Consider the following 20,395-nt stretch of genomic DNA (forward strand, 5'->3'; position numbering starts at 1 on the left):
CGGGTTGGGGCATGATGCGTACATGACCGAACCCGGTGACGCCGCCTCCGAACCCGCACAGGGCCTCGACGAACTCGTCGCCCGGCGCTACCTCACCACCGACGCCGCGCGACCCGAGAAGGTCGCGAAACGTCATGCGGCCGGGCGGCGTACCGCCCGGGAGAACATCGCCGATCTGATCGACGACGACTCGTTCGTCGAATACGGGCGGTTCGCGACGGCCGCCCAGGAGAGGTCCCGTGACCTCGCGGACCTGGTTACCCAGACGCCCGCGGACGGGATCATCGGAGGCACCGCGACGGTCGACGGTGTGCCCTGCGCGGTCATGTCCTACGACTGGATGGTGCTCGCCGGCACGCAGGGCATGCGCGGACACCGCAAGACGGATCGTCTGATGGAGATCGCGACCCGTATGCGGTTGCCGTCCGTCTTCTTCACCGAGGGCGGCGGCGGCCGCCCGGGCGACACCGACTTTCCGCTCGTCTCCGCACTCGACGTCGGATCGTTCCGGATGTGGGGACAACTCGGCGAGGTCGCGGCCAGGATCGCGGTGGTATCCGGACGCTGTTTCGCCGGCAATGCGGCGCTCGCGGGTGCGGCGGACCTCCGGATCGCCACGCCGGACGCGAATCTCGGCATGGGCGGCCCGGCGATGATCGCGGGCGGTGGACTCGGCGAGGTGAGCGCCGACGAGATCGGTCCGGCGGAGGAACAGGCCGACAACGGCGTCATCGACGTCCTCGTCGCCGACGAGGAGGAGGCCGTCGACGTCGTCCGCCGACTCATCGGGCTGCTGCGGGGCGGCAATGCTCGCGACGGTGCCGCCGCCGCGGATCAGGCCGATCTTCGAAATGCATTGCCGGAGAACGATCGGGAGGCCTTCGATGTGCGGCCGGTCGTCGAGATCCTCTGTGACACGGGCACGGTCATCTGGTTACGGGATCGCTGGGCGAAGGAGATCGTCACCGGGCTAGGGGCCATCGACGGCATGCCGGTGGGTGTCATCGCCAATCAGTCCGCACATCTCGCGGGGGCACTGACATCGGATGCCTCGGTCAAGGCGGCCGATTTCCTGGAACTCTGTGAGCGCTGGGGGATTCCGGTGGTCAGTCTCGTCGACACACCGGGATTCATGGTCGGCCCCGAGGCCGAACGCACCGGTCTGGTGCGGACGGCCTCGCGAATGCTGAACATCGGGTCTCGCTTGTCGGTGCCGCTCGTCGGTGTGGTGCTGCGCCGCGGTTACGGACTGGGCGCACAGGCGATGCTTGGTGGTGACACCTTGCGGCCGCTGCTCACAGTGGCGTGGCCCGACGCGCATATGGGGCCGATGGGCCTCGAGGGTGCCGTGCGGTTGGGGCTCGCGAAACACCTTGCGACACTGCCGGAAGAGGAACGTGAGGAGACGGTTCGCGTGCAGACCGCCGCCATGCGGGCACATGCCAAGGCGCTGAACGTGGCGCGCGTCCTGGAGATCGACGATGTCATCGACCCCGCCGAGACGCGATCGGTGGTCGCCGCGACCCTGCGGCGCGCCCAGAGTGCCTGAGGAGTACCGCGTGATGCCGATCGACCTCCGTCCGTGCGCAGGTGCGCATGAGTACGCCGAACTGGTCACGATCTGGCGCAGCGCTGTCGACGCGACCCACGACTTCGTGCACCCCGAACATCTCGACCGCATCGAGGAGCGGTTGCCGTCGGATTACCTCCCCAACGTCGGCATCAGCGTCGCCGTCGTGGACGACAAACTCGCTGGATTCGCCGGAGTTGCCGAGGATCGTTTGGAAATGCTGTTCGTGCACAACGACTTCCGCGGTCGTGGCGTCGGATCGGCGCTGTTGGCGGCAATTCTCGACGACATTCCGGGGCTGCGGCTCGATGTCAACGAACAGAATGAGGCCGCCGTCGCGTTCTATCGTGCGCGTGGATTCGTACGGACCGGACGAAGCGAGGTCGACGGCGACGGTCTGCCGTATCCGCTGCTCCACCTGACCGCGGCCACCGAGTCGCGGTAACGCCCTGACCTGCGCGAATCGCGGGTCCATGAGCGGTCGCTGGTAGCCTCGGGCACGTGTACCGCTTTCTGGGGGGAAATCGGCGCGGTCGACAAATGCGATTCCGGCTGCCCGTACCCATCGTCGTCATCGCCGTCGTGGCCGCCGTGTTGAGCGGTTGCGCGGGTTCGCAGCCAACGAATCACTGGACGCCGTCGCTCACCGCGTCGGAGTCGAAGCTCGCCAATCGGGTCTTCACGGTGTATCCGGGTTCGCAGGCGCACATCTGGCTCGCGGATCACCCGAAGGATCCGCGGACCCCGCGCATGTGGCGGGAACTGGCGAACCGTCCCGTATCGGTCTGGTTGACCGGAGAGCAGTCCGACTTCCGGAATCTGAACGGTGTGATGCGCAAGGCCCGCCAGACGAGCACGCTGCCGATCATCACGCTCTACAACATCCCCGGCCGAAACGACGGGATCAGCGCACCGAATCAGTCGGTCGACGGCGCGGCCTACCGGGCGTGGGTGGACCGGGTGGCACGTCGGGTCGGCAATTATCCGTCCGTCATCGTCATCGAGCCGGATGCCCTCTGGTTCGCCGATCGCCAATACGGCCGGAACCGTGCGGGATTCGACGAGCGGATGGCGCTGCTCGCCTACGCCGCCCGGAAGTTCACCGCGAATCCCGCCACCAATGTGTATCTGGAAGCGGGGACGAGCTCCGGGTCGGTGAGTACTCGTCGTATGGCGCAGCTGCTGCGGAAGGCGGGCGCATCGGACCGGGTCGGGTTTGCCGTGAACGTCAGTTCGTTCGCGCCTCAGCCGGACATCGTCACGTACGCCACCGAGATCCGGCGGCATCTCGCTCGCGCGCAGATCAATGCCCGATACGTGGTCGATTCGAGCCGGAACGGCAACCCGACATGGGACGGTACGTGGTGCAACCCGACCGGACGGAAGATCGGTGCGCTGCCGGGGACGGTGACACCGGGAGCCGACGGTATGGACGCCAATCTGTGGATCAAGGCGCCCGGCACCTCGGACGGCAGTTGCGGCAACGCGGTGGGCAGCGTCGGCGGACAGTTTCTCCCGGATGTCGCGTGGGAGGCGCTGAACTGACCGCGTGGGCACTTCGCCCACCCGGGACATGCCGACGCGGACGCGTTTTGCGACCATATGCGCATGGCATCGTCGACGCGGTCGGGCCCACTTGCCCTGGGCACACTGCTCGTCCTGTCGGCGCTGTACTTCGCGCAGGGATTACCGTACGGATTCTTCACACAGGCGCTCCCGGTGGTGCTTCGTGACTCCGGCTACTCACTGACGAAGATCAGTCTCACCGGATTCCTGTTCGCACCCTGGGCGCTCAAGTTCCTGTGGGCACCGTATGTCGACCGCTACGGCACCCGGCGTCAATGGTTGCTCACGCTCCAACTGGCCGCCGCGGCCGTCGCGATCGTGCTGGCCTGCCTCGATCTGTCGTCGACGCTCACGTGGCTGTTCGTCGGTGTCGCGGTCATCAACGTGCTCTCCGCGACGCAGGACATCGCCACCGACGGACTGGCCGTCAACCTCCTCGGTCCGCGGCAGCGCGGTCTGGCCAACGGCATCCAGGTGGGTGCCTACCGGATCGGCATGATCGTCGGCGGCGGAGCCCTGCTCTGGCTGTTCGCTCTGTCCGGGTGGCGCAGCCTGTTCCTGGCGATGGCGGTATTGATCGTCATCACCACCATTCCGATCTGGAATATGCGTGTGGCACAGATGCATCCGCACGATGTCGCATCTGCGTCCGGGGCGCGTGCGACGTCGTCCGGACGACTGCCGACCGGATGGCTACGACGCGCGGCACGTCCCGGGATGCTCACCTTCATCCTGCTGATCGGTGCGTTCAAATTCGGTGACTCCATGGGGTCGTCGCTGGTCGGTCCGTATATGACCGATGCGGGACTCACGCTGGGGGAGATCGCACTCGTCAAAGGTGTGCTGTCGTCGGCCGGTGCCCTCGGCGGGGCGGTCCTCGGCGGATGGCTCGCCTTCCGGTTCGGACGACGAACGGCACTGATCTTCGGCGGCGTCACACAGACCGTCAGCCTCGGCCTGTTCTTCACCAGCGCACTGGGCAGCGGCGGATTCGCGCTGATCGTCGCGGCAAGCCTCGCCGAGAACATCCTCGGGGGAGCGGCGACCGTCGCGCTGTTCACCCTGATGATGGATGCGTCCGAACCGGAGCACGCAGGCAGCGACTACACGCTGCTGGCGTGCGCGGTGGTCGTGGTGCAGGGCTTCTCCGGTTTCGTCGGCGGCGTCATCGGAGACACCCTCGGCTATCCGGCGGTCTTCGGCTCCGCACTGGTCCTGTCCGGGCTGGGGTGTGCCGCATTGATTCTCGCGCTCGATCGTGGCGCAGGCCCCGCCGGTGTCCGGCAGGTGTGGCGGAATGTCTCAGGGCACCAGGCCGAACGGCAGTCCTGAGCCGGGGCCCGACGACGGACCGCCGGATTCCGGAACCGTGGTCTGCTCCTCGTCGACCGCGCTGCCGAGCGTCGCCTCGACGGTACGTGTCGATCCGCCGCTGCTCACCGTGACCGGAACCGTCGATCCCGGTGTGTGCGTGAGGATCTGTGCCATCAGATCGGCGTAGTCGCCGACCGTCGCATCGCCGACCTTGGTCACCACGTCGCCCGCCTTCAGTCCCGCGCGCTGCGCCGATCCGCCGGGTTGTACCGAGGCGAGACGCGCGCCGCTCACCTGGCCCGGACCCTGCAACGAACCGGACACGCCGAGAACGGGTTTCGTCGCATGGCCGTCCTTGAGCAACTGATCGGCCACCCGTTTGGCGGTGTTGACCGGGATGGCGAATCCCAGGCCGAATGCCTGCGGTCCGCCTGCTGCGGCCTGCCCGGTGTCCACCGCGGAGTTCACCGCGACAACCTGTCCGGACAGATTCACCAGCGGCCCACCGGAATTACCGGGATTGATCGGGGTGTCGGTTTGCAGACCGTTGTAGACGGAGACCGACTGGCCGGTCGCGTCGCCCGCGGTGACGGTCCGGGAGAGGGCGCTGACGATGCCCGAGGTGACCGTGTTGGACAGATTCTCGGGACTGCCCACCGCGACCACCTGCTGGCCGACCTGAAGTGCTCCGGAATCACCGAGGGTCGCCGGGGTCAGACCGGTTGCGCCGTCGAGTTTGATGACCGCCAGATCGTAGGAGGGCGACGTACCGGTGATCGATGCGGAGTGCTGCTTACCGTCGCTGGTGGTCACCTGGATGCGATTGCCCGGCCCGCCGCCGACGACGTGATTGTTGGTCAGCACGTAGCCGTCCGGTGAGAGCACGATCCCGCTGCCCCCGGCGGTGCCCTGCGCCGTGGCCACACGGATGTCGGCGGTCGACTTCGACGCGACCTGCGCCGCATAGGTCACGGAGCCGGGTGTCACATCGGCGGCGTCGCGGGCCGGTGGGGGCGCCGTGGTGAGGGCGGGCACCGAGGCGTCCTCATGATTGCGCAGTGCACTGCCGCCCATCCCGAGGGCGCCACCGACAACACCCGCGAGCACCGCGGTCACGACGATCGGTGTGGTGACCGTGCGGCGCCGTGCCGGCTCGGTCGGTCGTGTCATCTGAGGTGTGTGCGGCCACTGCGGGGGACCCGGCTGAGGTGCGGGTGGGTGGGGAGCGGCCTGCTGGGGCGGAATCGGCTGGGTGCTGGGATCACGCGGTTCGTTCACATCACCACGGTGCCGCGCGCACATGAGAGGACAGCAAGAATCTGACCATGGATTCGCTGACGATTCACCGCGCATATCCTGGGTGGGATGCATCTCCTGCCGCCGCTGTCCGCACCCGTCGATCCGGTCGTCGCACTGACCCGGATCGCCTGGCTGCTGGAGCGGGATCGGCAGAACACCTATCGGGTACAGGCGTTCCGGCGTGCGGCGCAGGCGGCGGCGGCCCACGGTGCCGACGCACTCGCCGCGGCTGCGTCGACGGGCACGCTGACGTCCATCGACGGTATCGGTGCGACGACCGCTGCGGTGATCGCCGAGGCCGTCGCGGGTGACGTCCCGGCTTACCTCGCGGATCTGCAATCGCATGCCGAGGCGCCGCTGACTCGGCAGGGGAGCGACCTGTACGCCGCACTCCGCGGTGACCTGCACATGCACACCGATTGGAGCGACGGTGGTGCCCCGTTGGCCGAGATGATCGATGCGGCAGCAGAATTCGGACACGACTGGGTCGCGGTGACCGACCATTCGCCGAGACTCACGGTGGCCAACGGCCTGGATGCGGATCGGCTACGCCGCCAGATCGAGCTCATCGACGTCCTCGACGAGCGCAGAACCGACATCCGGGTGCTCTCCGGCATCGAGGTCGACATCCTCGATGACGGTGCCCTCGATCAGACCGACGAACTTCTCGACCGTCTGGACGTCGTGACCGCATCCGTGCATTCGAAGTTGCGGATGGACAAGGCCCCGATGACCGCGCGAATGCTTGCCGCAGTGCGCAATCCGCGTGTGCACGTCCTCGGTCACTGCACCGGGCGTCGCGTGGTGACGGGCCGGGGTGCCCGCCCCGCATCGGCATTCGATGCGGAGCAGGTGTTCCGGGCATGTGCGGAATCGGGTACGGCGGTGGAGATCAACTCGAGGCCCGAACGTGTCGATCCGCCCGACGAGCTGATCGCCATGGCCCGCGACCTGGGTTGCGTGTTCGCCATCGACTCCGATGCGCACGCGCCGGGCCAACTCGACTTCAAGGCGCTCGGTGCTGCACGGGCCGTGGCCCACGGCATTGATCCGGACCGCATCGTCACCACCTGGGATGCCGATCGACTGACTGCCTGGACCCGCTCCCTGACATGACGATCCCAGACATGACGACGGGCCGGCGGACCCGGAGAGAGGGACGGGTCCGCCGGCCGATCACGCACGGACGGTGACTATTTGATTTCCGTGCGCAGGACCCGGATCACACCCAGCGTCAATGGGATGGCGATCCAGATCACCGCAGAGACGAGCAGCCGGCCCCATTCGCCGCCGGTGAGCCACTCGTCCGATTGCAGGGGGGACTGCGTGAGCGACGTATCGATCCAGCCGCCCAGGTTGTCCTTGAACCAGGGCACCAACTCGGTGATCACCGACAGCGCGGTCGGTAATGCGAAGTAGGCGACGATCGCGCCCGGTGTGTTGAGGATCAACGCCGCGAAGCCGAACCCGAGGAGCAGGCCGAAGATCTGCAGGACAAAGGAGTTCAGCAGTCCCGCGCCGGTGAACGACCAGGCGCCCGCCGGATCCGCGTACAGGACGTCGGCGATGACGGTGCAGACCGCGCCGAGGACGAGGGCGAGTACGACGGCCGAGATCGCGGCGACCAGTGCGGCCGCGAGTTTGGCCGCGACGATGCGTTCGCGCCGGGGTTCCATGGTGAAGGTGGTCAGCGCGGTGCGCTGACTCCACTCGCCGGTCACCAGCATGATCGCCAGCACCGGCAGGATGATGCCGGTCGGGATGTTCATCATGCCGAAGAACTCGCCGAAGTTCAGTTTCTCCGGATTGTCTTTGTTGGCGATCAGCATCGACAGCCCGACGATCACCGCGATCACCCCGATGGACGAGGTGAGCCAGAAGCCGGCGCGGGTGTCGACGAGTTTGCGGACCTCCACGGCGATGAGCCGGGACATCGGGATCGGCGCGGCGTTCCGGTCGATCCGGATGGGTGCGACGGATGTGGTGGCGGTCATGACGGAACTCCCTGGGGGACAGCGGTATCGGTGGTCGGGACGGTCTCGCGCTGGGTGCCCGCGGTGAGTTCGAGGAACATCTCCTCGAGTCGGGTGCCGTCACCGGTGCGCAGTTCGATCAGCGGGATCTGCAGTCGGGCGGCCAATCGGCCGATGTCCTCGGGGGTCGCGTCGGTGGTGAATCCGCCGTTCGGTGCGGGCGTGTGGGGGATTCCCGCTGCGGTCAAGCCGTGCGCGAGGGCGCGGTCGTCGAGGGACCGGACCGCGGTGCCCTGACCGGCGAGCAGTTCCTCCTTGGTGCCCTGCGCGACGATCCGGCCGTGACCGATCACCAGGATGTCGTCGGCGATGATCTCGATCTCGTGCAGCAGATGCGACGAGAGGAGAACGGTCCCACCACGATCCGCGTAATCGCGGAGCAGTCGCCGCATCCAGTGGATGCCTGCGGGATCGAGTCCGTTCGCCGGCTCGTCGAGCATCAGGATGTGGGGATCGCCGAGGAGTGCGTTGGCGATGCCCAGACGCTGCCGCATGCCGAGTGAGTAGTTCCGCACCCGGCGTCCGGCCTCGTCGGCGGACAGGCTGACCATGTCCAGCATCTCCTCGACGCGGCTGCCCGGGACGCCCATCGTCATCGCGGACAAGCGCAGGATCTCGGCGCCCGTGCGGCCGGCGTGCTGTGCCGACGCGTCGAGCAGTACGCCGACCTGTGTCGACGGGTTGGGGATCTCGCGGTAGGGCAGGCCGGACAGTGTCGCGGACCCGGAGGTCGCGGGGGTCAGGCCGGTGATGATGCGCATCGTGGTCGATTTGCCCGCACCGTTCGGTCCGAGGAACCCGGTCACCTGACCCGGCCGGCACACGAACGACACGTCATCGACTGCGACGTAATCGCCGTAGCGTTTGGTGAGGTTTTCGACGGTGATCATGCGATCCATCGTCGCTGCGACGGCAGTACTCCCACATCGGGCCCACGTCGATCGCTGACTGGCCGAAAGTCGTAGACCTCCGTCGCCACAGGGATGAGGTGGGCGCGCCCGTGGGTGACTACCGTGGGACTGTGCGACCCGACGACTACCAGCCGCGGCTGACGTGGTGGAGCCATTGCTGGCGTGTCGCGTTGATGGTGATCATCTCGGCGTTGTCGGTCGTCCCGACCGTCGGTCCGGAGTCGTGGTCGGTCGGCCATTTCGTCGCCGACCTGTCCCTCGGCGTGGCGAGTTTCGTGCTGGTCTGGTGGCGACGCCGCTATCCGAACACCGTCGCAACCCTCACAAATCTGGCGACGACCGTGTCATTGAGTGCCTCGGGTCCCAGCGCCCTCGCGCTCGTCTCGCTGTCGACCAGGCGGCGGTGGCGGGAGATCGTTCCGCAGGTCGTTCTTTCGGTGTGCTGCGGGATCATTCGGGACAGTTGGCTGGGGGCGCCGCCCACCGCCACGGATCCGCTGGTGCTGCGGTACGGGCTGTACACCGCGGCGACCGCGGTGCTGGTGGCCTGGGGAATGTACATCGGTTCCCGCCGGGAACTGCTGGCCGCGTGGCGTTCTCGGGCGATCGCGGCGGAGGCCGGCCGCGACGCCGAGGTGCGCGAGGCCCAGTCCGCGGAGCGGTCGAGGATCGCGCGCGAGATGCATGATGTTCTCGCACACCGGATCTCGACGGTCGGTATGCACGCGGGTGCGCTGGCCTACCGTACCGATCTGCCGCCGGAGCAGGTGCGCGACACCGCGCGGACCATCGAGGAGACCTCGCGTCTCGCGCTCACCGAACTGCGCGAGGTGCTCGGGGTGCTGCGTGACGGTCCCGGGGACGCGGATCCCGAGGCACCACAGGTCGGTGTCGGCGACCTCGGCGAACTCATCGACGAGAACCGGCGGCACGGCATGGCCATCGAATGCGTCGGTGACGCGGACCTCGCCGACCTCAACCCGGCGGTCGGTCGCACGCTGTACCGGTGCCTGCAGGAGGGGCTGACGAACGCACGAAAACACGCGCCCTCCACGCTCGTCGCGGTGCGGGTCTCGGGCAGTCCGCAATCGGGTGTGGACCTGCTCGTCGACAATCCGTTGCCGTTGCGCGGCAACGACGTCGAACCGCCGCAGTCCGGGCTCGGGCTCGTGGGTCTCGCCGAGCGGGTGGCACTGAGTGGTGGTCGTCAGTCGGTGACACGCACCGACGACCGGCGCTTCGTCCTCCATGTGTGGTTACCGTGGCAGACGTGACCGCGCGCATCATGATCGTCGACGACGATCCGCTGGTCCGGTCGGGACTCGGACTGATGCTCGGTGGCGATGCCGAGTTCGATGTGGTGGCCGAGGCGGCGAACGGACAGGAGGCCCTGGACCTGTACCGGGAGGACCCGGTCGATCTGGTGCTGATGGATCTGCGGATGCCGGTGCTCGACGGCATCGCCGCGACGAGTGCGGTCAAGGCCATGCCGAATCCGCCCGCGGTCATCGTGCTGACGACCTTCGATGCCGACGACTATGTGGTCCGTGCGCTGTCCGTCGGCGCCGACGGATTCCTCCTCAAGGACACCCCGCCGGCCGACATCGTCACGTCCATCAAGAAGGTGCTGCGCGGCCAGCACGCGCTGAGTCCGTCGGTGACCGCGGCCTTGATCAAGCAGGTCGTCGGGCAACCGACACCGGACGACACGGCGCAGGCCCGGGTCGCCGAGCTGACCGACCGTGAACGTGAGGTGGCGATATGCCTGGCGCGGGGAGCATCCAACGCGGAGATCGCCGGGCTCCTCTATATGAGTGTGGCCACCGTGAAGGCCCACATCTCGCATATCTTCACGAAACTGGGGGCGACCAACCGCGTGCAGGTCGCCATCACGATGCACGACGCGGGTCTCGTCTGACCGTCGTCGACACCGGTGGTGGCGATGATGTCGGAATCTGTGGACACTGGTGACAGGCGGCATCGAGTCGCATCGCCTGCACAGGAGGACTTTCCATGGCGGACAACAACGGACCTTTCGGCATGGATCCGGACGACTTCGACCGGTTCGCCCGTGAGGCCACCGACGGTCTACGTGACATGGTCGGCAAATTCATGGGCAACCAGGGAGCCGCGACGGGCTGGTCGTCGCTGTTCGCCGACGCCGCACGTGCGGGCGGACGCGCACGCACCGCGCCGCGACCCGAACCCGAGACGACCGGCGAGACCGGTGCGGGCGTCTGGGCGGTCTTCGTCGTCAGTGACGACGGTGGTGCCCGCGTCGAGCAGGTGTATGCGACCGAGCTGGACGCGTTGCGTGCGAACAAGTCCAACACCGACCCGCGCCGCAAGGTCCGCTTCCTGCCCTACGGGATCGGCGTGAGCGCTCTCGACGAGGACGATCCCGCGGACGGCGATCGCGACACCGGGGAGTGAGCACGGACGCTCCGTCGGTCATCCGGGTGAGTGCGGTGGTCCTGCGTGACCCCGACGGACGTGTGCTGACCGTCCGTAAACGCGGCACCTCTCGATTCATGCTGCCCGGCGGCAAGCCCGAACCGGGCGAGACCCCCGAGCACGCGGCGATCCGCGAGGCGGCCGAGGAGATCGGCGCCGAACTCGACATCGCCCGACTGCGTTCGCTCGGGCATCTGCGGGCTGCGGCCGCCAACGAGGCCGGGCATCAGGTCGCCGCCGACGTCTTCGAACATCCGCTGGTCCCGTTCGGCGGGCCGTCGGCAGAGATCGATGAGTACCGGTGGCAGTCCATCGACGAGAAATCATTGCCGGACGACCTGGCGCCGCTGTTGCGGACTCAGGTGTTCCCGGCGCTTCGAGCCCTCTGACAGACAAAGGTTGCCCGTTGACGCGATAACCGCGTCAACGGGCAACATTTGTTACAGCTGGAGCCAGATCAGAGATTGGCGCCGCAGGTCGGCCATGCGCCGGGGCCCTGCGTGGCGAGCACGTTCTCGGCGACGCGGATCTGCTCTTCGCGCGAGGCGTTGGCAGCGTTGCCGCTACCGCCGTTGGCCTCCCAGGTGCTCTGCGAGAACTGCAGGCCGCCGTAGTAGCCGTTACCGGTGTTGGTGGCCCAGTTGCCACCGCTCTCACACTGTGCGACGGCGTCCCAGTTGTTGGCCGATGCGGTGCCACCCATGGCGGCGAACGGTGCGAGCGACATGACGCCGACGATTCCGGCACGGACGGCAAGCTTCTTGATGTTCATGGTTTGTCTCCTCCTCTGCCACCCCGTGGCGGGCTGGGCGGCTGATCGGTTGAACCCTGGCGACGGTACAAGCCGATAACGAGAAGGTCACGCCGACGCGATGACCAGCGCCATTCGTGTCACGCTTGGATAACGGCGGAGAAAATCCGCGAATTGCCTGCGCATGGCGGCGATTCGTACCATAGGCACGGAACCATCGTGAACGCCACATGTGTGATCGAGAACACCGGTGCGGCAGCGGTGAATGTGACAGCCGTCACCGGTATTCAGCAGCAGCGGGCCCCGGGATTGGCGTCCTGGGCCGCGTATCGCTCACGCCAATAGTCCTTTTCGGAGAGTGGCGGCGTCTCCGGATGCCGTGCCGCGGTGTGCGCGAGATAGCGCGCGTAGTCGTTGTCGCCCATCATCGAACCGACATACCAGCGCACCGCGCGCCATCCCCGCTCCACACCGGAGATCACGACGTGCCCACCGGGGTGTCGCCGCGTGAGCGACCCGCGGAACTCAGGGCGTCCCATTCGCGCTGCACATCCTTCTCGGCCTTCGTGGCGAACAGGCTCCGCGGGCCGAAGATCCGTGATGGCACGGTGTCCTCCTCGCTGGTCGTCAGGCCGCCGGACCGCAGCGCCTTGACCGAGACATAGATGCCCGCGATCACCACGATCAGGACGAGAACCGCGAACACGATGGACAGCGTGCCCTGGATGAAGGTGTTGCGGATGACCGCGTCGATCTCGTCCGGGGTCTTCGCGGTCTTGAAGGTCTGCAAGCCCTGATCTTTCGCATCGACGAAGTTCCGGTGCTGGGCCCAATAGCCGATGGCCGGATTGCTCGAGAAGATCTTCTGCCACGAGGCCGTCATCGTCACGATCAGATCCCATGCGAGGGGAATGCCGGGCACCCACGCCCAGCGCCACTGCCCGCGCTTGATGAGGATGACCGTCACCACCGTCAGCGCGATGGCGGCGAGCAACTGGTTGGCGATGCCGAACAGCGGGAAGAGAGTATTGATGCCGCCGAGCGGGTCGGTGACGCCCATCAGGAGGATCGAGCCCCATCCCGCGCAGACGATCAGGGTGCACAGCCAGGCGCCGGGACGCCACGACGGATCACGGAAACGCTTGGCGCCGGGCAGGTTTCCGAGACCGTCCGACAGCATGAAGCGGGCGACACGGGTGCCCGCGTCGACGGTGGTGAGGATGAACAGCGCCTCGAACATGATCGCGAAGTGATACCAGAAGGAGCGTAGCGACTCACCGCCGATGGCCTGCTGCAGGGTGTCGGCCATACCCATCGCGAGGGTCGGTGCACCACCGGTCTTGCTGACGATCGACGACTCGCCGACACCTTCCGCGGCCTGCTGGAAGCCCTCGGCAGTGGCGGGCGGTCCGGACAGTCCGAGTCCGTTGACGTAGTCGGCGGCGCCCTCCGGCGTTCCGCCGGTGACGGCCTTCGGGGCGTTCATGCCGAAGTAGAGGTGCTGATCGAGGATGCACGCGGTGATGAGCGCCATGATCGCGACGAAGGATTCCGTGAGCATGCCGCCGTATCCGATGATGCGCGCCTGTCCTTCCTTGGCCAGGAGCTTCGGGGTGGTGCCGGAGGAGATCAGTGCGTGGAAGCCGGAGAGGGCACCGCACGCGATGGTGATGAAGAGGAAGGGGAACAGTGCGCCTGCGAAGGCCGGACCCTTGCCGTTCCAGGCGAAGTCGCTGACCGCGGGCGCCTGCATGACGGGGCGCACCAGGAGGATGCCGAGGGCCAGCAGGACGATGGTGCCGACCTTCATGAAGGTGGAGAGGTAGTCGCGCGGTGCGAGGAGCAGCCACACCGGAAGGACCGCGGCGGCGACGCCGTAGATGATGATCGCCCAGCTGAGGAACACCGGCGACAGGCTGAACCAGTCCTGCCCCCAATCGGATTCGCCCACATACCGTCCCGCGACGATGGCGAGGAGGAGGAGCGCGACGCCGATCAGCGACACCTCCGACACACGCCCCGGGCGCAGGTATCGCAGGTACACACCCATGAAGAGGGCGATGGGAATGGTCATCGCGATGGAGAACACGCCCCATGGGCTTTCCGCCAGGGCGTTGACGACGACCAGCGCGAGTACCGCGATGAGGATGAGCATGATGGCGAAGATGCCCACGATGGCGGCGGTGCCACCCACCGCACCCAGTTCGTCGCGTGCCATCTGGCCGAGGCTGCGCCCGCGGCGACGCGTCGAGATGGCCAGCACCAGATAGTCCTGCACGCAGCCGGCGAGAACCGCGCCGATGATGATCCAGATGGTGCCCGGCAGATAACCCATCTGCGCCGCGAGAACGGGGCCGACCAATGGGCCCGCGCCCGCGATGGCCGCGAAATGGTGACCGAACAGGACGCGCCGATCGGTCGGCATGTAGTCGCGCGCGTTGTCGAGGACCTCGGCGGGGGTGGCGTGATCGTCGCGCGGCTTGATCACCTTCATCTCGATGAGCCGCGCATAGAAGCGGTAGGCGACCACATAGGTGCACACCGCGGCGAGGACGAACCAGACCGCGTTGACGGTCTCCCCGCGGACGAACGCGATGATGGCCCACGAGATGGCGCCGATCAGGCCGATGACGGCGAAGATCAGTTTCTTGCCGAGGGGCATCGGTGAGCGGTCGACGATCGCGACCGGGGGCAGATCCGGATCGGTGCGGATGTACTCGATGTCCGGATCGTTCGCGCGATCATCGGTGACCGTCATGGGCGCAACCCTTCATCGTCAGCGAGTGTGGCTCGCGTCACTATACCGATGTGGGTTCGTTCGCGCCGTCCGCGGCGCCGCTCCGGCAGAAGGGGGAGTGGAGGCCTCGATACGCGGCGGGCGGGCGGCGGTGCTCCGCCTGCTGGTCGAGTAGCGCGCGAGCGTAGCGAGTGTGCGTATCGAGACCCTGTTCAGCTCTCGCGGCGTCGCAGGACGACGCGACCACCGTTCCTCGGTGCGTAGGCCACGCCTCTCGAGTGCCAGCGCTCGCCGGGTGCGTCGGTGGTCTCGATGGTGAACTCACGCAACAGATTCGCGAGCACCACGTCCATCTCCATGTGGGCGAACGCCGCGCCGATGCAACGCCGGGTCCCGCCGCCGAACGGCAGCCAGGCCGCCGACGGCGGTGCACCGAGGAATCGCGTCGGGTCGAAGCGTTCCGGATCGGCGAACTGGCCGTCGTCGTCGTGGAGCAGCGAGATCGAGACCATGACGTTGTGGCCCTTGGGGATTCGGTACGGTCCGAGCTCCAGGTGGTCGGCGATGACGTGGCGGCCGGCCAGGTCGATGACGGGACGGCTGCGCTGGAGCTCGTGGATCGTGGCCGTGCGGTACTCGCTGCCGCCCGCATCGGCCTCGGTGACGAGTTCGTCGAGGATCTCCGGATGTCGTTGCAGCCGTTCGAATGCCCAGGCCAGGGTATTGGCCGTGGTCTCGTGGCCGGCGGCGAGCAGAGTGAGGAGTTCGTCGGTGATCTCCTCATCCGTCATCGCCGAGCCGTCGTCGTAGCGGCTGGATACCAGCAGGGCGAGGATGTCGTCGCGCTCCTCGAGGTTCGGATCGTTCCGGGCGGCCGCGATCAGGGAGGCGATCACGGCGTCGTGTTCGGCGCGATCCTCGAGGAACTGCTGGCGCGGATCGATCCGGCGCAGCGCGGGCCACAGGGGGATCGGCAGGTCGGGCATCGTGGCCATGCGGGAACCGCGTTCGACCATGCGCGGCATGATCCGTCGCAGGGTGTCGAGTTCGGCGCCCTCCACTCCGAAGACGGTGCGCAGGATGACGTTCAGGGTCAGGCGCATCATCGGTTCGGTGGTGGTGAACGGGACGCCCATCGGCCAGCGGGCCGCTTCGGCCGCGAACTCCTCGGCAACCACCGCCTCGTACGCCTTGATGCGTTTACCGTGCAGCGGCGGTGTCATCAGCTTGCGATGCCGCCGATGCTGAGTGCCTTCGATGGCGAAGAAGGACTGCTTGCCGAGCACGCGGCCGAGGTTGGGCTGGATGTTCCGGATCTCGGTCGCCGACGTGGTGAACAGGGTTTTGGCGAGGGCCGGGTCCGCGATCACGACCGTCGGACCGAATACGGGCAGCCGGACGGTGAAGGCCTTCCCGTAGCGACGCGACATCGTCTGCATGGTGCGGCGGCGACTGGTCATGAAAGCGATGCCCTGGACGATCGTCGGCAGGCGGGTGCCGGGTGGCAGAACCGTACCGGCGTCGTCGGTGTCCGTGTCCTCGTGCGCTTGTGTCGCAGGCTGTGCGGAACCCATTCCCGCCCCTTTCCCGAATGTGTGGCGGCCCCCCGGCCCCGGTACGTGTTCGTACCGATGTGATCCGACGGTACGCGCTCGTACCGAGGTTGGGCAAGGGTGCCTCCGCACGTTCGTGGGGTCGTATCGTGGTGGCCATGACCGATATCGTGCCCGCCGACCCGGACGAGATGACGACCTCGACTGCGGGATCGGTGCGGCAGCGGCTCCTCGACGCCATGGCCGAATGCCTGATGGCGCAGGGCTACGGTGGCACCACGGTTGCCGACGTCGTGCGGGTCGCGCGCACGTCGAGGCGCTCGTTCTATCAGGAATTCGCCGACAAGCAAGCGTGTTTCGTCGAGTTGCTGCGCACCACCAACGACGCGCTGATCGCGGCCATCACCGCGCGCGTGGACCCGGAGTCGGAATGGCGGCTCCAGATCCGGCAGGCGGTCGAGGCGTACGTCGAGGTGACCGACGCGCACCCCGAGATCGCCTGGAGCTGGATTCGTGAGCTGCCGGCACTCGGTGAATCGGCGCGCGGGATTCAGGTCGAGGCCATGGAATCCTTGATCGCGGTACTGGTTCCGCTCACCGATTCCGCGCGGATGCGCGACGCGGGTATCGCTCCCATGAGTCACGATGTCGGTGTGCTGATCTGGGGCGGTATCTGTGAACTCGCGGCCACCTCCATGGAGCAGGGCAAGTCGTTGAAGTCGATCGTGGAACCGGTTGTCGCGGCATGTATTGCCTTGGTGGGAGCCAATATTCAAGAGTGACCGACGCTGCGGCGTCGTATCGGCCGGCGGTCTCGGTTGCGGGCGAGCCAGATGTGCGGGTAGTATCGAACATATGTTCGTATCGTTCATTGGGGGATGAACATGATTGATTCGATTGCGGATCTTCGGGGCGTGATAGCCTCTCTGGCCGAGTTGCGGAGTGCGAGTACGGAAGTCGATGCTGTCGATCGTCTGACGGTGTTGGAGGAGATCAAGTCAGCGTGTGCCGCGGCTCAGGCGCGCGAGACCGCCCGGCTCGACGAGTTGCGCGCAGCCGACGAGGAGTTGCGGCGCGTACCGAGTGTGAGTCGGGGGAGGGGATTGACCTCCGAGGTGGGGCTGGCGCGTAAGGCATCGCCCCGTAAAGGCGGACAGTATCTCGGTTTCGCTCGGGCTCTCGTCGGGGAAATGCCTTGTACGCTGGCCGCTTTGACATCTGGGGTGCTGACCGAGTGGCGGGCGACGATCCTCGTCCGCGAGACCGCATTCCTGACCCGGGAATCCCGGGAGGAGATCGACCGGCGCTTGTGCGCCGATCCGGCGTCGTTGGTCGGCGTAGGTGATCAGGAACTGGATGCACAAGTGAAGGGGGTCGCCTACGAGCTCGAACCAGCTGCGGTGGTGGCGCGAAAGGCCAAGGCTGACAAGGACCGTAGAGTGAGTGTGCGGCCGGCGCCGGATCTCATGGCGCAACTGTCCGCGCTGTTGCCGATGACGCAGGGCATCGCGGTCTACGCGTCGTTGAAGAAGCATGCCGACTCGTGTGTCGGTGCCGACGACCGTACGCACGCCCAGATCATGGCCGACACCCTGGTCGAGCGTGTTACCGGGCAGGCGACTGCCGCAGGTGTTCCCGTTGCGGTGACCGTGGTGATGTCGGACCGTGTGCTCCTCGGTGGTGCCGACGATGTCGCCGAGGTCCCCGGCTACGGTCCCATCCCCGCCGACATCGCCAGATCGCTGGTGGCCGACGGCATCCGCTCCGATGATCGCACCGTAACGACGATCCGCCGCCTCTACGCAAATCCCTCCGATGGTGCCCTGGTGTCGATGGACGCCCGTTCCCGCAGTTTCCCGAAAGTGCTCTCCGAGTTCATCATTCGCCGGGACAAACGATGTCGCACCCCGTACTGCGATGCGCCGATCGCCGAGATCGACCATGCGCACCCACATCACAACGGTGGCGCGACGAGTGCGCACAACGCCGACGGCGTCTGCGCCACTCATAACCGCGCCAAAGAGGCTGACGGCTGGCGTTATGACGTCGTCGACACCGCCGGTCGGCACCGGATGGAAGTCCGGACACCGACCGGGGTGGTGCACATATCACTCGCACCACCACCGGTCGGCTTCACGCAGGAAACGATCAGCGCGACCGAAACTCGCCTACGAGCGCTGCTCACCGCTGCGTGATTCGGTGTGTGCCTCAGGTTAAGTGCCGTTCGGCCAAGCGGTTTATCGCCGCCGGATCAGCGCCAGGCGCCCCTGAGGTATTGCGCGGGGTAGGGCGCCTCGGAGCGGGGTGTCCCCAGTTCATGCGCCGCGCGTTGTGGCCATGCCGGCTCCCGGAGTGCGGCACGTCCCACGATGACGGCCGTGATGTCATCGTCGCCGACGATCTTCTCCGCCTGATCCGGATCGGTGATGAGACCCACTGCGGCGGTCGGGATTCCGGATGCACGATGTACCTCGCGGGCCAGGTCGACCTGGTAACCGGGACCGACCGGGATGTCGGCGAGGACGTTACCGCCCGACGAGACGTCGATCAGGTCGACTCCGTGCTCGCGCAGCAGCACGGCCAGCCTTCCGCTGTCCTCCACGGTCCAGCCGTCCGGCTGCCAGTCGGTCGCCGAGATCCGCACGAACACCGGCTTGTCGTCGGGCCACACCGCGCGCACGGCATCGACGACCTCCAGCAGGAATCGGACTCGCCCGTCGAAGTCTCCGCCGTACTCGTCGGTGCGGTGATTGGAGAGCGGTGAGTAGAACTCATGGATCAGATAGCCGTGCGCCCCATGGATTTCCACCACGTCGAAACCGGCGGCATCGGCCCGGCGCGCCGCATCGGCGAACGCATTGACGGCCTCGGCGATCTGTTCGGTGGTCATCTCCGCGGGGACGTCGAGGCCGTCGAACGCGATGGCGGACGGTCCGACGGTGTCCCAGCCGCCCTCGTCGATCGGCAGCGAGTCGGTACGTGGCAGGAGCTCACCGGCGGTCGACGCCTTGCGACCGGCGTGGGCCAGCTGGATGCCGATCCGAGAGCCCTGTTCATGGACGAAATCGGTGATGCGGCGCCACGCCTCGGCCTGCTCGTCGTTCCAGATACCCGCGTCATGCGGACTGATCCGGCCTTCGGGGACGACCGCGGAGGCCTCGGTGAGGATCAAGCCGAAACCGCCGGTCGCGCGGGCGCCCAGATGAACGAGGTGCCAGTCGGTGGGGACGCCGTCGCCCGCGAAGCAGCTGTACTGACACATCGGCGCCAGCCACATACGGTTGGGAATCTCGACGTCGCGCAAAGTCACTGGTTGCAGGAGGGCAGGAAGGGTCACGTACCGGTGCAACCGTCCACAAGTGCCTCCCATTCCCGCCCGCGTGGATACGGTGAGGCGGTCGGGAAAACGTGAGGAGAACCATGAGCGACAGCCACGAGAACGGCATCGAGGTGACCGTCGCCGAGCCGCTGGGCATCATCACCCTGAACGAGGCGCGCCGGCGAAACCCTCTGTCCACAACAACCATGCGGGCGGTCACCGCCGCATTGCGGGCCTTCGGCGACGACGGTCGTGTGCGCGTCATCGTGATCCGGGCACTGGGCCCGGCGTTCTCCGCGGGCCACGACCTCACCGAACTCGTCGACCGGACCCTCGACGAGGAGAGGGCGGTCTTCGACACCTGCACCGAGATGATGGCCGCCGTCCACGAGGTACGACAGCCGGTCATCGCCCAGGTGCAGGGAATGGCGTTCGCGGCGGGGTGTCAGCTTGTCGCCACCTGCGACCTCGCGGTCGCGGGAACGTCTGCCCGGTTCAGCACGCCCGGGGTGCGGATCGGTCTCTTCTGCTCCACCCCGATGGTCGCGCTCACCCGCGCCATCGGCCGGAAGCGGGCAATGAAGATGCTGCTCACCGGGGATCCCGTCGATGCGGCGACCGCGGCCGACTGGGGCCTCGTCAACGACGTCGTGCCCGATGACGAATTGCCCACGGCGGTCACCGATCTGGCGACCCGGATCGCCGGATCGAGTGCATCGACACTGGCCATCGGCAAAGCGGCCTTCTACCGGCAGATCGACCGGTCCGAACCCGAGGCCTACGAGCTGATGGGCGAGACGATGGCCACCAATGCGGTCACCTGTGACGCACAGGAGGGCATCACGGCGTTTCTCGCGAAACGGGAACCGGTGTGGACCGACTCGTGAA

The 20,395-nt window shown here is 67.0% G+C and carries 20 protein-coding genes; 12 read left to right on the forward strand and 8 right to left on the reverse strand.

Going from position 1 to position 20,395, the window contains the following annotated elements; translation table 11 throughout:
- Nucleotides 1–22: 22 nt before the first annotated feature.
- The 4 genes from AC4JJG_RS05575 to AC4JJG_RS05590 all read left to right on the forward strand — a co-directional run bounded on the left by AC4JJG_RS05575 (nucleotide 23) and on the right by AC4JJG_RS05590 (nucleotide 4,468).
- Nucleotides 23–1,549 carry an acyl-CoA carboxylase subunit beta gene (locus AC4JJG_RS05575; RefSeq protein ID WP_495399941.1) on the forward strand — a complete coding sequence of 509 codons (1,527 nt, stop codon included), beginning with the start codon at nucleotides 23–25 and terminating at the stop codon, nucleotides 1,547–1,549.
- Between the two features lie 13 nt (nucleotides 1,550–1,562).
- Complete coding sequence (locus AC4JJG_RS05580) at nucleotides 1,563–2,015, forward strand: GNAT family N-acetyltransferase (RefSeq protein ID WP_495399942.1); 453 nt, start codon at nucleotides 1,563–1,565, stop codon at nucleotides 2,013–2,015.
- Between the two features lie 95 nt (nucleotides 2,016–2,110).
- On the forward strand, nucleotides 2,111–3,115 hold the full coding sequence (locus tag AC4JJG_RS05585; protein ID WP_495399943.1) for a glycoside hydrolase family 6 protein: 1,005 nt from the start codon (nucleotides 2,111–2,113) through the stop codon (nucleotides 3,113–3,115).
- Nucleotides 3,116–3,178: 63 nt separating this feature from the next.
- Nucleotides 3,179–4,468: an MFS transporter gene (locus AC4JJG_RS05590; protein ID WP_495399944.1), complete on the forward strand. Its 1,290-nt coding sequence runs from the start codon at nucleotides 3,179–3,181 to the stop codon at nucleotides 4,466–4,468.
- Here AC4JJG_RS05590 and AC4JJG_RS05595 read toward each other — a convergent pair.
- A complete protein-coding gene (locus AC4JJG_RS05595) occupies nucleotides 4,439–5,752 on the reverse strand; it encodes a S1C family serine protease (protein WP_495399945.1) in 1,314 nt (437 codons plus the stop codon). The two genes, AC4JJG_RS05590 and AC4JJG_RS05595, sit on opposite strands and share 30 nt — an antisense overlap.
- 63 nt (nucleotides 5,753–5,815) lie before the next feature.
- Between AC4JJG_RS05595 and AC4JJG_RS05600 the strand changes: the two genes are divergently transcribed.
- Nucleotides 5,816–6,865, forward strand: a complete 1,050-nt coding sequence (locus AC4JJG_RS05600) for a PHP domain-containing protein (protein WP_495399946.1) — start codon at nucleotides 5,816–5,818, stop codon at nucleotides 6,863–6,865.
- 77 nt (nucleotides 6,866–6,942) lie between these two features.
- Here the strand turns inward: AC4JJG_RS05600 and AC4JJG_RS05605 are convergent, their stop codons facing one another.
- Nucleotides 6,943–7,743: an ABC transporter permease gene (locus tag AC4JJG_RS05605; protein ID WP_495399947.1), complete on the reverse strand. Its 801-nt coding sequence runs from the start codon at nucleotides 7,741–7,743 to the stop codon at nucleotides 6,943–6,945.
- On the reverse strand, nucleotides 7,740–8,681 hold the full coding sequence (locus AC4JJG_RS05610; RefSeq protein WP_495399948.1) for an ABC transporter ATP-binding protein: 942 nt from the start codon (nucleotides 8,679–8,681) through the stop codon (nucleotides 7,740–7,742). The genes AC4JJG_RS05605 and AC4JJG_RS05610 overlap by 4 nt, the downstream gene beginning before the upstream one ends.
- 122 nt (nucleotides 8,682–8,803) lie before the next feature.
- Between AC4JJG_RS05610 and AC4JJG_RS05615 the strand changes: the two genes are divergently transcribed.
- The 4 genes from AC4JJG_RS05615 (at nucleotide 8,804) to AC4JJG_RS05630 (ending at nucleotide 11,536) form a co-directional block, all read left to right on the forward strand.
- Nucleotides 8,804–9,967: a sensor histidine kinase gene (locus AC4JJG_RS05615; protein ID WP_495399949.1), complete on the forward strand. Its 1,164-nt coding sequence runs from the start codon at nucleotides 8,804–8,806 to the stop codon at nucleotides 9,965–9,967.
- Nucleotides 9,964–10,611 carry a response regulator gene (locus tag AC4JJG_RS05620; RefSeq protein ID WP_495399950.1) on the forward strand — a complete coding sequence of 216 codons (648 nt, stop codon included), beginning with the start codon at nucleotides 9,964–9,966 and terminating at the stop codon, nucleotides 10,609–10,611. The genes AC4JJG_RS05615 and AC4JJG_RS05620 overlap by 4 nt, the downstream gene beginning before the upstream one ends.
- Nucleotides 10,612–10,706: 95 nt before the next feature.
- A complete protein-coding gene (locus tag AC4JJG_RS05625; RefSeq protein ID WP_495399951.1) occupies nucleotides 10,707–11,126 on the forward strand; it encodes an Rv0313 family protein in 420 nt (139 codons plus the stop codon).
- Nucleotides 11,123–11,536 (forward strand): NUDIX hydrolase, encoded by a 414-nt coding sequence (locus AC4JJG_RS05630; protein ID WP_495399952.1) that lies wholly within the window; start codon nucleotides 11,123–11,125, stop codon nucleotides 11,534–11,536. The genes AC4JJG_RS05625 and AC4JJG_RS05630 overlap by 4 nt, the downstream gene beginning before the upstream one ends.
- Before the next feature lie 68 nt (nucleotides 11,537–11,604).
- Here AC4JJG_RS05630 and AC4JJG_RS05635 read toward each other — a convergent pair whose 3' ends face one another.
- The 4 genes from AC4JJG_RS05635 to AC4JJG_RS05650 all read right to left on the reverse strand — a co-directional run bounded on the left by AC4JJG_RS05635 (nucleotide 11,605) and on the right by AC4JJG_RS05650 (nucleotide 16,209).
- The gene (locus tag AC4JJG_RS05635) at nucleotides 11,605–11,919 is read right to left on the reverse strand and encodes a transglycosylase family protein (RefSeq protein ID WP_495399953.1); all 315 of its coding nucleotides are present in this window, start codon (nucleotides 11,917–11,919) and stop codon (nucleotides 11,605–11,607) included.
- A gap of 266 nt (nucleotides 11,920–12,185) precedes the next feature.
- Nucleotides 12,186–12,380: a YbdD/YjiX family protein gene (locus AC4JJG_RS05640; RefSeq protein ID WP_495399954.1), complete on the reverse strand. Its 195-nt coding sequence runs from the start codon at nucleotides 12,378–12,380 to the stop codon at nucleotides 12,186–12,188.
- Nucleotides 12,377–14,656 carry a carbon starvation CstA family protein gene (locus tag AC4JJG_RS05645; protein ID WP_495399955.1) on the reverse strand — a complete coding sequence of 760 codons (2,280 nt, stop codon included), beginning with the start codon at nucleotides 14,654–14,656 and terminating at the stop codon, nucleotides 12,377–12,379. The genes AC4JJG_RS05640 and AC4JJG_RS05645 overlap by 4 nt, the downstream gene beginning before the upstream one ends.
- A gap of 191 nt (nucleotides 14,657–14,847) precedes the next feature.
- Entirely contained in the window at nucleotides 14,848–16,209 is a 1,362-nt protein-coding gene (locus AC4JJG_RS05650; RefSeq protein WP_495399956.1) for a cytochrome P450, read from the reverse strand.
- 137 nt (nucleotides 16,210–16,346) lie between these two features.
- Between AC4JJG_RS05650 and AC4JJG_RS05655 the strand changes: the two genes are divergently transcribed.
- Together AC4JJG_RS05655 and AC4JJG_RS05660 are read left to right on the forward strand one after the other, a co-directional pair.
- Complete coding sequence (locus AC4JJG_RS05655) at nucleotides 16,347–16,970, forward strand: TetR/AcrR family transcriptional regulator (RefSeq protein ID WP_495399957.1); 624 nt, start codon at nucleotides 16,347–16,349, stop codon at nucleotides 16,968–16,970.
- A gap of 102 nt (nucleotides 16,971–17,072) precedes the next feature.
- Entirely contained in the window at nucleotides 17,073–18,383 is a 1,311-nt protein-coding gene (locus AC4JJG_RS05660) for a 13E12 repeat family protein (RefSeq protein ID WP_495399958.1), read from the forward strand.
- Nucleotides 18,384–18,439: 56 nt separating this feature from the next.
- On the opposite strand, the gene AC4JJG_RS05665 is transcribed toward AC4JJG_RS05660, so the two are convergent.
- The gene (locus tag AC4JJG_RS05665; RefSeq protein ID WP_495399959.1) at nucleotides 18,440–19,525 is read right to left on the reverse strand and encodes an NADH:flavin oxidoreductase/NADH oxidase; all 1,086 of its coding nucleotides are present in this window, start codon (nucleotides 19,523–19,525) and stop codon (nucleotides 18,440–18,442) included.
- An 83-nt stretch (nucleotides 19,526–19,608) separates the two neighbouring features.
- Between AC4JJG_RS05665 and AC4JJG_RS05670 the strand changes: the two genes are divergently transcribed.
- Nucleotides 19,609–20,394, forward strand: coding sequence for an enoyl-CoA hydratase (locus AC4JJG_RS05670; RefSeq protein ID WP_495399960.1), 786 nt, complete (start codon nucleotides 19,609–19,611; stop codon nucleotides 20,392–20,394).
- The last annotated feature ends 1 nt before the right edge of the window (nucleotide 20,395 follow it).

It is taken from the genome of Gordonia sp. B8661-1 (assembly GCF_059427765.1).